General features: G+C 45.4%; 10 protein-coding genes. 8 read left to right on the top strand and 2 right to left on the bottom strand.

The genetic code is table 11. The features are described 5' to 3' along the window. Positions 1 to 140 precede the first annotated feature (140 nt). From I2F54_RS10085 to I2F54_RS10065, 5 genes are all read left to right on the top strand, one after another. Positions 141 to 1616: an ATP-binding cassette domain-containing protein gene (locus I2F54_RS10085; RefSeq protein ID WP_195501105.1), complete on the top strand. Its 1476-nt coding sequence runs from the start codon at positions 141 to 143 to the stop codon at positions 1614 to 1616. A 76-nt stretch (positions 1617 to 1692) separates the two neighbouring features. Beyond that, complete coding sequence (gene fsa / locus I2F54_RS10080; RefSeq protein ID WP_009122380.1) at positions 1693 to 2349, top strand: fructose-6-phosphate aldolase; 657 nt, start codon at positions 1693 to 1695, stop codon at positions 2347 to 2349. Between the two features lie 112 nt (positions 2350 to 2461). Next, positions 2462 to 4360: an LTA synthase family protein gene (locus I2F54_RS10075; protein ID WP_195501104.1), complete on the top strand. Its 1899-nt coding sequence runs from the start codon at positions 2462 to 2464 to the stop codon at positions 4358 to 4360. Between the two features lies 1 nt (position 4361). Further along, on the top strand, positions 4362 to 5036 hold the full coding sequence (locus tag I2F54_RS10070; RefSeq protein WP_087425198.1) for a phosphatase PAP2 family protein: 675 nt from the start codon (positions 4362 to 4364) through the stop codon (positions 5034 to 5036). Between the two features lie 97 nt (positions 5037 to 5133). Further along, a complete protein-coding gene (locus tag I2F54_RS10065) occupies positions 5134 to 6303 on the top strand; it encodes a mechanosensitive ion channel family protein (RefSeq protein WP_181993165.1) in 1170 nt (389 codons plus the stop codon). Here I2F54_RS10065 and I2F54_RS10060 read toward each other — a convergent pair. Next, positions 6300 to 7379, bottom strand: coding sequence for an endonuclease/exonuclease/phosphatase family protein (locus I2F54_RS10060; RefSeq protein WP_394368769.1), 1080 nt, complete (start codon positions 7377 to 7379; stop codon positions 6300 to 6302). The two genes, I2F54_RS10065 and I2F54_RS10060, sit on opposite strands and share 4 nt — an antisense overlap. A gap of 32 nt (positions 7380 to 7411) precedes the next feature. Beyond that, entirely contained in the window at positions 7412 to 8872 is a 1461-nt protein-coding gene (locus I2F54_RS10055) for an aminoacyl-histidine dipeptidase (protein WP_195501103.1), read from the bottom strand. Positions 8873 to 9150: 278 nt separating this feature from the next. On the opposite strand from I2F54_RS10055, the gene I2F54_RS10050 reads away from it, so the two are divergent. The 3 genes from I2F54_RS10050 (at position 9151) to I2F54_RS10040 (ending at position 13182) form a co-directional block, all read left to right on the top strand. Then, a complete protein-coding gene (locus tag I2F54_RS10050; RefSeq protein WP_022218861.1) occupies positions 9151 to 9384 on the top strand; it encodes a hypothetical protein in 234 nt (77 codons plus the stop codon). Between the two features lie 29 nt (positions 9385 to 9413). Beyond that, a complete protein-coding gene (locus I2F54_RS10045) occupies positions 9414 to 10016 on the top strand; it encodes an OmpH/Skp family outer membrane protein (RefSeq protein WP_009122373.1) in 603 nt (200 codons plus the stop codon). Between the two features lie 322 nt (positions 10017 to 10338). Next, entirely contained in the window at positions 10339 to 13182 is a 2844-nt protein-coding gene (locus I2F54_RS10040; RefSeq protein WP_195501102.1) for a glycosyl hydrolase family 28-related protein, read from the top strand. The last annotated feature ends 2 nt before the right edge of the window (positions 13183 to 13184 follow it).

The following is a 13184-nucleotide window of genomic DNA, read 5'->3' as shown; positions in this document are numbered from 1 at the left end:
TAAACAGGGGCGTGGAAGGTGAAGGCCGATGTTGATGAATTGAAAATATGGAAGCTTTGCGCTACTTTGGAACCCGAATTCTTCCCACAGAACCAAAATCTTGGTACCTTTGCGGCGTCAACTAAACAAAACCATTTAAAATGACGCAGCAACATACCTTATATATAGAGGGAGGCGTAGCGCGCAATCCGCTTGTCCGTTTATCCCAACCCGTCACTCTCGATTTTCTCGACGGAGAACATATCGCTGTCGTAGGCCCTAACGGGGCAGGAAAAAGCCTGTTGGTGGATTTGCTTACGGGTAAATACCCTTTGCGCGACGGTACTCTGACATATGATTTCCGTCCCTCCGTCACGCAAACCGCTTATGACAATATCAAGTACATCGCTTTCCGCGATACCTACGGTTCCGCCGATGCCAATTACTACTATCAGCAGCGCTGGAATGCCCACGACCAGGAAGATGCCCCAATGGTGCGCGAACTGTTGGGCGAGGTAAAGGACGAGGCTCTCAAACAACAGCTATTCGACCTTTTCCGTATCGAACCGATGCTCGATAAGAAAATCATTCTCCTTTCCAGTGGCGAACTCCGTAAGTTTCAGTTGACCAAAACATTGCTTACGGCTCCCCGCATCCTCATCATGGACAATCCTTTCATCGGGCTGGACGCCGCCACACGCGACCTGTTGTTTACGGTTCTGGAGAAGCTGGCGCAACTCGCCTCACTGCAAATCGTGCTGGTGCTCTCCATGCTGGATGATATACCGTCTTTCATCACCCATGTAGTCCCCGTGGACAATAAAGCGGTGGGGAAGAAAATGGAGCGTGCCGCTTATATGCAGGCTTTTCGTGAGCAAGACGCCATTCGTGCCGAGGCCGATGCCGTTTCTTTCAGCGAATTGCAGCAACGCGTTATCGACCTTCCTTACGAAAACACGAACTTTACTTCGGACGAAGTTGTCCGGCTGAATAAAGTCAGCATCCGCTACGACGACCGTACGATTCTGAAAGAGCTTGACTGGACGGTGCTGCGCGGGCAGAAGTGGGCGTTGAGCGGAGAGAACGGAGCGGGCAAATCTACTTTGCTCAGTCTGGTATGCGCGGACAATCCTCAATCTTATGCCTGCGACATCAGTCTGTTCGGCCGTAAACGGGGAACGGGCGAGAGCATTTGGGAAATAAAGAAGCATATAGGCTACGTCAGTCCGGAGATGCATCGCGCTTACCTGAAAAACTTGCCGGCCATTGAAATCGTAGCTTCTGGGCTGCACGACAGTATCGGCCTGTACAAACGTCCGCATGCCGACCAAATGGCTGTGTGCGAGTGGTGGATGGACATTTTCGGCGTGGCCGATTTGAAGGACAAACCCTTCCTGCAACTCTCCAGCGGCGAGCAACGCCTTGCCCTGCTGGCGCGAGCCTTTGTGAAAGACCCCGAACTGCTGATTCTCGACGAACCTCTGCATGGGCTGGATACGTATAACCGCCGTCGCGTCAAGAAAATCATAGAAGCCTTTTGCCGTCGCCGGGATAAGACAATGATAATGGTGACCCACTACGAGAGCGAGCTGCCGGCCACCATAACCGACCGTCTGTACCTGAAACGCAACCGCTGAAATATCCCGCCGATAAAGAACAAACCATGCCGTAAATCGTTATATTTGTGAAATCAATCCTTAAACAATTTATATCATGAAATTCTTTATCGACACTGCAAATTTAGACCAGATTCGGGAAGCCTACGATATGGGCGTACTCGACGGAGTGACTACCAACCCTTCGCTCATGGCGAAAGAAGGTATCAAAGGAGTGGAAAACCAGCGCAAACATTACGTGGATATCTGCAATATCGTGCAGGGCGACGTCAGCGCGGAGGTTATTGCCACCGATTATGAAGGTATGATTAAGGAAGGTGAAGAGCTCGCCGCGCTCAATCCGCATATTGTGGTGAAAGTGCCCTGTATCGCGGACGGCATAAAAGCCATTAAGTACTTCTCGGGAAAAGGCATTCGTACCAACTGCACGCTGGTGTTTTCCGTAGGACAGGCATTGCTGGCGGCAAAAGCCGGGGCTACTTACGTGTCGCCGTTTGTGGGCCGTCTCGATGACATCTGTGAGGACGGTGTCGCTCTGGTGGGTAAGATTGCGGAGATGTACCGCTATTATGGCTATACCACTCAGGTACTGGCGGCATCCATCCGTCATACGGCGCATATTATTCAGTGCATAGAGGTGGGGGCGGATGTAGCTACGTGCCCGCTTTCCGCCATAAAAGGGTTGCTGAACCATCCGCTGACGGATGCCGGATTAAAGAAGTTTCTGGAAGACTATAAACGTGTAAACGGATAACTCTTAAAATCTTATAAGCCTATCTTTCACGTATTTCTTAACCAATATTGGCGAGAAATAGAATAAAAAACTTTATTTTTGCCGAATATATTCAGTTTAAGAAAAAGCACCGATGAAAGAAAGGCTTATAGGATTCCTCAAGACATATTTCTTGTTTGTTTGCATATTCGCATTACAAAAACCGTTTTTCATGCTCTTTTACCGGCCGTTGTACGAAGGTGTTTCGTGGACGGAATGGCTGGGTGTGATGTGGCACGGACTGCCGCTGGACTTGTCGCTTGCAGGCTATCTGACGGCTATTCCGGGATTGCTTTTTATCTGTTCCGCTTGGGCTGTGCCTAATCTTCTCCGCCGTATATGGTGCGGTTACTTTATCTTCGTTTCCGTTTTACTCTCTATTATATTTACCGTCGATTTAGGCTTGTACGAATACTGGGGATTCCGGTTGGACGCCACTCCTTTGTTTTATTTCTTTTCTTCGCCCAAAGATGCGGTGGCAAGCGTCAGTGTCTGGATGGTAATCGGGGGAATTATTGCCATGGTTGTTTATGCGGCGGTATTATATGGGATATTCTATATCGTGCTGTTGCGGAAAGGCGCGTTCAGACGCATGAAGATACCTTACCGGCGTTTGAGGGTGTCGGGCGCGCTGTTGCTGCTGACCGGGTTATTGTTTATTCCGATTCGCGGCGGCTTCACTGTTTCCACCATGAATACGGGAAAGGTGTATTTCAGCACTAACCAACGCTTGAACCATGCTGCCATTAATCCGGCTTTCAGTTTGATGGAATCCCTTTCCAAACAAAAGGATTTCGGCAGTCAATACCGTTTTATGGAAGCGGATGCGGCCGACCGTATTTTCTCCGGTTTGGCAGACCCTGCTGTCTTGAAGAAAGACAGCGCGGCGGATGCGCTCCGGCAGGCTCCGGACTCTTTGCGTTCATTGTTCACGGTAAAGCATCCCGATGTGCTGTTTGTTATCATGGAGAGCTTCTCTTCACGGCTTATGACAACGCTTGGGGGAGAACCGGATGTTGCGGTACAGCTGGATAGTCTGGCGCAAGAGGGTGTGCTCTTTACGAATTTCTACGCGAACAGTTTCCGTACCGACCGCGGATTGGTTGCCGTCTTGAGTGGTTATCCGGCGCAACCCACTACCAGCATAATGAAATATCCCCGTAAAACGCAGTCTATCCCTGCCATTGCAGGCAGTTTGAAGAATGCGGGGTATAAAACGAAATACTACTATGGCGGTGATGCCGACTTTACCAATATGCGTTCTTATCTGATGTCGTCCGGCTTTGAGGATATTGTTGCCGATCAGGATTTTCCGGTGTCGGAGCGTTTGAGCAAGTGGGGGGTGCACGACCATCTCGTATTCCGCCGTTTGCTGGACGATTTGAAAATGGAAGCCGCCGATAGCGGTTTGGCAAGGAAAGATGCACCGCATTTCCGTGTGCTGCAAACTTCCAGCAGTCACGAGCCGTTTGAAGTTCCTTACAGCCGTTTGGAGAACGAACGCTTGAATGCTTTTGCATATACGGATAGCTGTATCGGTGACTTTGTGAAGCAATTCCGTGAGTTGCCGCAATGGAAGAATACGGTAATCGTACTTGTGCCCGACCATTTGGGAGCCTATCCCGAACATATCGGCAATCTTGAAATAGACAGGTATCAGATTCCTTTGTTAATGGTGGGCGGTGCGGTACGCGGACCGAGGCGTATCGATGTTTACGGTTCCCAGCAGGATATTGCCGCTACCTTATTGGCGCAGTTGTCGGTGCCGCATGGCGAGTTTACGTTCAGTAAAGACATGCTCAATCCGGCTTCTCCTCATTTCGCGTTCTTCACCGTACCGGACGCTTTCGGTTTTGTGACTCCGGACAATCAATTGATATTTAATAATGAAGCGGATGCAATAGCCGTGGATGAAGGCTCGAAGAAAGGACAGAACCTTTCTTTGGGACAGGCTTATCTGCAGAAGTTGTATGACGATATAGCCAAAAGATAGAATGATATTAGCAGATGTTTTGTCGGGGTTGGTGGAAATAGATACCGACCTGTTGCTCGCTATCAACGGATGGCGTGCCGAATGGGCGGACTTTTTCATGTATGCCTTTAGCGGGAAGTGGATTTGGGTACCCTTGTATGTAGCTCTTTTCTATGTGATAGTACGTAACTTGCACTGGAAGGTGGCCATAGGCTGCGCCGTGGCCATTGCGCTGACGATAACTTTTGCCGACCAGATGGGAGCGACTGTTATCCGTCCGTTGGTATGCAGACCCCGTCCGGCGAATCTGGAGAATCCTATCTCGGAGTTCGTACAGATAGTAAACGGTTATAGGGGCGGACGATACGGTTTTCCATCCTGCCATGCCGCCAATACGTTCGGGCTGGCTTTCTTCTTGTTCTATCTGTTTCGTAACCGCTCCTTGAACTGGTTCATTATGTTATGGGCGTTGTTGACATGCTATTCCCGTTCTTATCTGGGAGTGCATTATCCGGGTGATTTATTGGTAGGCGCTTTTGTCGGTTTTGTAGGCGCTTCTCTCTGTTACTGGCTTTTCAGCCGGTTGTGCCGATATAAGCGGCAAGAGCATTATAAGCATATCCATGTTCCAATCTGGGTAGGGGGGATTACCACGCTCGGCATTCTGGTTTACGCATTGATGCGAACCTTGTTGTAGCGTCTCTTTTATGCCAGCTTCTTCCGGGCAAAGAGTAAATAAACATCTTTCCTTTTGATTTGTTATCTTTATCGATAGACTAATAAAACAGATACTTATGATGAGTTTAGGAAGCTGGATGAATAAAATCCTCATCGATTGGGGAGTAGACCCGAAACTTGCGAACATGTTTGATGAAACGATAATTGCCGTATTGATGATAGGCGTGTCAATAGGGCTGGATTATCTGTGTCAGGCCATATTCGTAGGAGGGATGAGGCATTATACGAAGCGTGCGCCCCACCAGTGGAATACACTGCTGATGAAGCGCAGGGTAGTGCATCATCTTATTCATATCCTGCCCGGTATATTGGTGTATTTTTTATTACCTCTGGCCTTTGTGCGGGGGAAGGAAATCCTGGAGTTCTCACAAAAAATATGTGCGGTGTATATCATCGCCGCAATACTGTTTACTATCAATGGTTTGCTGCTGGTGATGCTGGATGTGTACAATGCAAGGGACAAACAGAAGAATCGTCCGATGAAAGGCTTTGTGCAGGTTCTGCAGGTATTATTGTTCTTTATCGGCGGTATTATTATCATTGCGGTGCTGGTGAATAAATCCCCGATGACTTTGTTTGCGGGTTTGGGGGCGTCGGCGGCTGTGTTGATGCTGGTATTCAAAGACAGTATTCTCGGATTTGTGGCGGGGGTACAGCTCTCCGCCAATGATATGCTGCGCATCGGCGACTGGATAGCCTTGCCTAATAATACCGCCAACGGTACTGTGGAAGAAATTACTTTGAACACGGTGAAAATACGGAATTGGGATAATACGATTTCTACCGTACCGCCTTATACATTGGTGAATAACTCTTTCCAAAACTGGCGCGGAATGCAGGAGAGTGGCGGGCGTCGTGTGAATAAGAATATTTATCTGGATATGACTACCTTGAAATTCTGTACTCCGGATATGCTGGATTCCATTCGTAAGGATGTTCCTTTAATGGCGGATTATCAGCCGGCCGAAGGGGAAGTGCCTACCAATGCACAGCTTTATCGTATCTATATTGAAAGGTATCTATGCAGTCTCCCGGTTGTAAATCAGGATTTGGATTTAATTATCAGCCAAAAGGAACCTACTACCTATGGAGTTCCCATTCAGGTTTATTTCTTCTCGCGTAATAAGGTGTGGAAGGAATACGAACGTATTCAGTCCGATATTTTCGACCACTTGCTGGTGATGGTGGGTAAGTTTGATTTGAAGCTCTATCAGTATTCCGATTAATATCGTAATGTAAACTCCGCCCATACGGGAAGGTGGTCGCTATATCCCGCTTGATATTTCATACCGTAGTAGGTGCGGAAAGGCTGGCTGTCTCCGTACTTCTTATCTTCAGTCAGAAGAAAAGGAGCACTGAATATGCCGGCTTTAGCTTCTGCGGTAGATAACGGAGAATCTGTTATTAGTAGGTTGCCGGAAAGAATGATATGGTCGAGCAGTCCCCATTCTCCTTGATATTTATAACTGCCGAAATGTTTGTCGGCAATGCTTTTTCTTGCTAAAAGATGGTAGAGAGCGCGGGTGTCTGAAGAATCCGCTTCTATCGGCGGAACTCCTGCTCTCAGTATTTTTTGTACGGACTTATTGCAGGGATAATCATTGAAGTCTCCCATAACGATTATTTGAGGGTGAGTGCGGACCCGGAACAGGCTGTCTGTTACTTCCTTCAATCTTTGTGCGGCTGACAGACGGTAGGGCTCGGACGCCTTAGCCCCGCCGGAACGGGACGGAAAGTGAACGACAAATACATCCAGCGTGTCTTTATTTAAAAGTAAGCCGCTGACATGAAGGATATCTCGTGTGGGGCGGTTGCTTTTATGGGCTTTCGTTACCGAATAGCTTTGGCCGGACAGTAATTTAAAAAGTCCCCTTTGATAAAGCAGCGCTACATTGATGCCCCGTTCGTCGGGAGAGTGTGTAATGACATAACGGTAATCGGCTTCACGCAGGACAGAGTAACGGGTAAGGTCACGCAATACACTGTCATTCTCTACTTCACAGAGGGCTACTAATGCAGGCGGAGACCATTCGCCTACGGCAATAATAACACGTGCAACGGCGTCTAACTTCTTTTTGTATTTAGAGTAGTTCCAGTGCCGGACGGCATCGGGTAGGAATTCATAATCGTTTTTCAGGGTGTCATGACGGCAATCAAACAGGTTCTCTACGTTATAACCCATGACGCGAAAGGTAAGGGTGTCTTTCTTTGTCTGTCCGTATAAAGAAGATGCGAAAGTAAGAAGCGTTAAAGCGGATAGAGAGATAAAAAGAAGCGGAGCACTTCTTTTTTTGCTCCGCATCTTTTCTTTGTATCTCCGTATTGGTATGTCCATTAATTCTTGGCGGGGATATGTTTCAATATATCCAGCAAATGATCCCAGAATTTCTGTACGGTGGGAATAAGCATCCGTTCGTCGGGCGAATGTACTCCTTGCAGGGTAGGACCGAAGGAAATCATATCCAAAGAGGGATACTTGTCGAGGAATAATCCGCATTCCAGTCCGGCATGGATGGCCTTTATCTGAGCGTCTACACCGAACAGCCGTTTATATGATTCAGCTGCGACTTCCAGAATTTCCGAGTGCGGGTTGGGTTTCCAGCCCGGATAGCCGTCGCCGAAAGAAACGTTTGCTCCTGCCATCTCGAATACGGTGCGTACCATATTGGCGATGTCCTGTTTGGAAGACTCGGTAGAGCTGCGCTGGCTGGTTTCGATGCGGATGATATTGTCCGGTTTCATTTTTACGGATGCCAGGTTGGTGGAAGTTTCTACCAGGCCCGGAATATCCTGACTCATGGCATATACTCCGTGCGGAGCTGCATAAAGGGCTTGTAACAGACGCTTGGTCGTATCTTTATCGATAGCCTTGGTACGGGGATTTTCCGATTCGAGGGTAAACTGTAAATCAGGGTCTGCTACCGCATACTCGGCTTCCGCTTGGGCGGCGAATACGTTTAAGTCGGTGCGTAACGCGTGTTTGTCTGCTTCGGGGATGGCGATGACTGCATGCGCTTCGCGTGCGATGGCATTACGCAGGTTACCGCCGTCTATTTCGCAGAGATACATATCGTACTTTTTGAAAGCCTGGCTCAGGAAACGGTTTAGTAATTTGTTGGCGTTACCGCGTCCTAAATGGATGTCGCCACCGGAATGTCCGCCTTTCAGTCCTTTTACCTGTACTTTACAGGAGAAATATCCGGAAGGCACGTCTACTTCTTTATAAGTAAACTCGGCAACGGAGTCTATACCGCCTGCGCAGCCGATGAACAGTTCTCCCTCATCTTCGGAATCGAGGTTCAAGAGAATGTCACCGCTCATGAAACCTTCTTGCAAGGCAAAGGCGCCGGTCAGTCCTGTTTCCTCATCTACGGTGAACAGGCATTCGACAGGGCCGTGTTCAATGCTGTTGTCAGCGAGAATAGCCAGCTCGGTTGCTACACCGATGCCGTTATCCGCTCCCAGCGTCGTACCTTTGGCTTTTAACCATTCTCCGTCTATTTCTGTTTCGATAGGGTCGGTGAGGAAATCATGTTTCACATCGTTATTCTTTTCGCATACCATGTCCACGTGAGACTGGAGTACGACAGTTTTACGGTTTTCCATGCCCGGAGTGGCAGGCTTCTTAATCAGTACGTTTCCGGCTTCATCAACCTTTGTCTCCAACTTATGTTTTTTTCCGAATGCTTTTAGAAAAGCAATAATCTTTTCTTCCTTCTTGGAAGGACGCGGCACTTGGCAGATTTCCTCAAAATAGTGGAACACGCCGGCCGGTTTCAAGTCTTTTTTTTCCATATCTTATTGTTTATAGCAGACAGGACACACTTGATGTGTATTCTAATCTTCTGTTTTTGAAATTCAATTCTTGTACGAATTAACCTCTCATTGCTAAAGTTGGTTAAATTGATTGGCTATTTTATTTCCCTTTCTCTTTTTTTAGAGTAAAAAAGGATGCTTAGTCCAACCAAAGCCCTATATTTGCACCCACAAAACAGTGCAATCTAAAAGTAAAAACAAAATTCAAATGCGTTTTGCCGAATGATATTCTGTTTTGTGCAACAAAATTAATGGAAATGCTTGGTACATTATTGATAACTTTGTTAATAGTTGCTATTTGCATTGTTTTATTGGGCGTAAAGGTCTTTTTTGTGAAAGGCGGCAGATTTCCTAACGGACACGTTAGCGGCAATAAAGCGATGCGGGATAGAGGAATCGGGTGCGTGCAGTCGCAAGACAGAGATGCACAAAAGAAGAGCCGTTTCTCTATTGATGAACTGGAGAAAACCTTAAACGATAGTATGAACTAAATAAACTAAAATCAATATTTTTACAAATTATGAAGAGATTAAACTACCTCGTAAACGGTTTGGCAGCTCTTGCACTAATCGTTTTATTTTCTCAATGCGCTGGTAAAGCGGATAATCAGACGACAAACGCATCAGCACAAGCAGCCGGACTATCCGGAATGAAAATTGCTTATGTAGAAATAGATACGCTTTTGGCAAAATATAACTACTGCGTCGATTTAAATGAAGCAATGGTAAAGAAGAGCGAAAATGTACGTTTGACTTTGAACCAGAAAGCTAAGGACCTCGACCGTCAGAAACAAGAATTCCAAACTAAAGTCCAGAATAATGCTTATCTGACACAGGAGCGCGCTCAACAGGAATATAACCGTATCGCTAAATTGGAACAGGACTTGCAGAACCTGGGTAATAAATTGCAGTCTGAACTGATGAGCGAGAACGAAAAGAACAGTTTGCAGTTGCGTGACTCTATCAACGCTTTTTTGAAGGAATATAACAAGACCAAGGGTTACAGTATGATTATCAGCAATACCGGCTTTGACAATCTGTTGTATGCCGACAGTATTTATAACATTACCCGTGAAATCTTGGACGGTTTGAATGCAAGATACTCTTCTCCCGCAAAGAAATAAGCTGGAAAATAGTTTGCGGAATATTCTGTTAACTTGCTTAGACGTGAGAAGTTAAGAGATACATCGCAAAAAGTTAATATCATAAAGAAAGGAAGTTAATATCATGCTTGGCATGAAGTTAACTTCCTTTTTTATATCCAGTGGCGACTGGTTTTATATTCTTTGAATGACCGTTATTGTTTTCCTTAGGTGGAAATCGCTTTTTATAAAAATGTACCATTCTTTTGTACTTTCTTCTCAAAGTATCCTTCGCAGAGAACTTCTTGTTTTTATTTGATTTTTAATCTTTTATATTTGCTCTGCAATTTGAATATTTTAAATTATGAAAAACATGGCAAAAGGATTGTGTACTTTCCTATCAAAAACATTTTGGTTGTCCTTACTTTTAGGGACTGTAAGTATCAATAGTCATGCGGAGGAATTATATCCTTGGCAATTGGCGGGAGATTCTTTATTATTGTTCAAAGGGACTACGTATCGTTATACAGTAGATACTCCTGAAAATCAAGGATTGGTTTCTACATTACCGACTGTAACGGAGTTGAAAAAACAATTAGCCGATTCCGGTGTAGGCACTTTTCGCTTATTGACAGCCAATGGACAAGAAAAGACAGAAGGCGTACCCGAAGGGGGGGATTATTTACTTGCTGCATCGTCTCGCAAACGTATGCCGATAGGTATCCGTAAGGGAGCGTTACCCCCTGTGTTAAAGTTAGATCGTACAGAAGCCACTATACGAACGGCAGGAAAAATATCTTTGGATTTTTATGCGGGACAACGTACTCCGATGTCTACAGTGACTATTCATATTCCGGCAGGAATTGATGTAACTTTGGATAATACTACGGTCAATGTAATAGGACGTGGTGAAGTTCTGTTACGTGACTTGCCCAAGCAATCTATAGGGCGTACTGGTACCAATTATTCTTATAATAAAGTTGGTGAGGTCGAAATTAGGAAAGATGGCAAGAACGGTACTCGATTAATCTTCAAGAAGTTGGATTTTCGTCCATCCAATGGACCGGATATCAGGCTTTGTATGAGCGGTGTAGCTTTACCATCAAAGGGCGTTTACACATTTGGCGCAGAATATACCACTTCAGAGCCTGAAGCCTTAAACAGCCCGGTCGCTACGGCAACTTTAAAAGGAGTAACTACAGTAGCTGATTTTACTCGAACTATATTGAGTGCTTTTACTTATAAAAAGGACTGGGATTTATCGTTTACCACATTCTATTGGACTGCTCCTAAAGATGCCCTGTCTGTAACGTTGCTGAAGTCGGAAGATATGGGAAAAAGCTGGGAGCCTGTTAATGTTTCGATACTTCCGGATGATGATTTTACCACTGCTTCTCGTTTGAAACCTAATCAACTGTATGCTTTTAAACTGAGAGTAAAAGGTGGTGATAATCACGGAGATTCTAATATCGCATGGTTTTATTCAGGCTTGTGGGATGTAAAGACATTAGGAGTGAAGGGCGATGCGGTAGCGGATGATACGGACGCTTTGAATCACGCTATTAGAAAGGTGAATGGTTTGGGCGGAGGTATTCTGTATTTTCCGGCTGGAACATATAATGTTCGTACCGTACATTTGTTGAGTAATGTGTGGCTGAATCTGAGTAGTAACGCTACTATTCAGGCTATGCTTGGGGGAGATGCCCCGGAGACGACTTGGTTCAGTGACCGTGCTTACCGTTCGGGATTATCTCCAACAGACCCTCGCCCGTATGCCGACCCTGAAAACTATTTGACGAAGCAAGATGTAGGGCATACTTTCTTCCGTAATGCCATGTTTTTTGGTGAACGTATAGACAATGTTAAGATTGTAGGTACAGGGCGTATCACAGGTAATGGTAATCTTGTTACTACCGACCGCGTAATGAATAATGTACCGGAAAAACGTTGTGATAAAATGTTCTCTTTGAAACTTTGTACCAATATTGAAATAGGCGGTTGGAATATAGATAAAGATATGTGGTACGATCCGCAGAAAGACGAACCTTATTATATTGAGAAGAACGGACAGAGAAACTATGATATCAGTAATATGTTGCACATAGATCAGGGAGGGCATTTTGTTTTATTGGCAACAGGCACTGATGGTATCCATGTACATGATACTTATTTTGCGAAACATCATCCGAAAAATGCTCGTGATATATATGATTTTATGGCGTGTAATGATGTGACGGCAACAAATATATATTCGCGCGTGAGTTCAGATGATATTATAAAACCCGGTTCGGATTGTTCGTTAGGCTTTACCCGGCCGGCACATAATTATATGGTGCGTAATATTGTGGGGGATACAAATTGCAATCTCTTTCAGATAGGTTCTGAGACCGCTGATGATATTCAGGATTTATATATAGATAATATTTATGTTTTGGGCGCTAACAAGGCAGGTTTTTCTATTTCGACAAATGATGGTGCTCATATTAAAAATGTATATTTGAATAGCGGTAAAACCGGTCCTATTCACTCCCGTTCAGTAATGCGTCGTACACGCGCTCCGTTCTTTATTTCTATATCTAATCGTGGAAGAGTACTTGGAGCGAATGTTGAACCGTTTACGTTTAAAGAAAATGGAGCGACCCGCAAGGAATTGTTGGTTACTAACTCTAATATCGGGCAAGTGGAAAATATAATTATAAAGGGAGTGGATATTGAAGAAGTATATGGCGGAAGCTCTTTCCGTGGAGATCGTTGGAAAGCATACGACGGTTCTCAGAATAAGGCAACACCTATCATTGCCGGTTTCAAGCTTCCTGATACGGAAAATGTGGATGGCGGTCTGACTTTCCGTTTGCCCAATGGGTTGCATACAGGATATATTGAGAATGTACAGTTTCATGATATAGATTTATTAGTGAAAGGCGGAAATCCTGTGGAGGATGCAGAGGCTTGTCCGCCTGAAATTGGAGTGGGACGTTATAATGTGGGGGATTTAAAGATTCAACCCGCCTTTGGTTTCTGGGCTCGTCACGTCAAGGGATTTATCTTGAATAACTGTAAAATAAATGCGGAAAGTAAAGACGGCCGTTATGCGGTAGTATTGGATGATGTGATTGGTGCTGAGATAAATAACTTGCAAGTGACAAAAGGTATTACAGATAAAGAAAATGTGAAGGCTATTCGTAGTCAAAATGTAGTGGTAAAGTAGAA

Origin of the sequence: Bacteroides clarus (assembly GCF_015555825.1) — a bacterium.
GTDB classification, from domain to species: domain Bacteria; phylum Bacteroidota; class Bacteroidia; order Bacteroidales; family Bacteroidaceae; genus Bacteroides; species Bacteroides clarus.
This window is presented reverse-complemented; position numbering and strand designations above follow the sequence as displayed.

Excerpts from the sequence above, each read along its gene's own strand:
- I2F54_RS10040 (WP_195501102.1), top strand. The coding sequence starts at position 10,339 with ATGAAAAACATGGCAAAAGGATTGTGTACTTTCCTATCAAAAACATTT.
- I2F54_RS10075 (WP_195501104.1), top strand. The coding sequence starts at position 2,462 with ATGAAAGAAAGGCTTATAGGATTCCTCAAGACATATTTCTTGTTTGTT.
- I2F54_RS10065 (WP_181993165.1), top strand. The coding sequence starts at position 5,134 with ATGATGAGTTTAGGAAGCTGGATGAATAAAATCCTCATCGATTGGGGA.
- I2F54_RS10055 (WP_195501103.1), bottom strand. The coding sequence starts at position 8,872 with ATGGAAAAAAAAGACTTGAAACCGGCCGGCGTGTTCCACTATTTTGAG.
- fsa (WP_009122380.1), top strand. The coding sequence starts at position 1,693 with ATGAAATTCTTTATCGACACTGCAAATTTAGACCAGATTCGGGAAGCC.
- I2F54_RS10050 (WP_022218861.1), top strand. The coding sequence starts at position 9,151 with ATGCTTGGTACATTATTGATAACTTTGTTAATAGTTGCTATTTGCATT.
- I2F54_RS10070 (WP_087425198.1), top strand. The coding sequence starts at position 4,362 with ATGATATTAGCAGATGTTTTGTCGGGGTTGGTGGAAATAGATACCGAC.
- I2F54_RS10045 (WP_009122373.1), top strand. The coding sequence starts at position 9,414 with ATGAAGAGATTAAACTACCTCGTAAACGGTTTGGCAGCTCTTGCACTA.
- I2F54_RS10060 (WP_394368769.1), bottom strand. The coding sequence starts at position 7,379 with ATGCGGAGCAAAAAAAGAAGTGCTCCGCTTCTTTTTATCTCTCTATCC.
- I2F54_RS10085 (WP_195501105.1), top strand. The coding sequence starts at position 141 with ATGACGCAGCAACATACCTTATATATAGAGGGAGGCGTAGCGCGCAAT.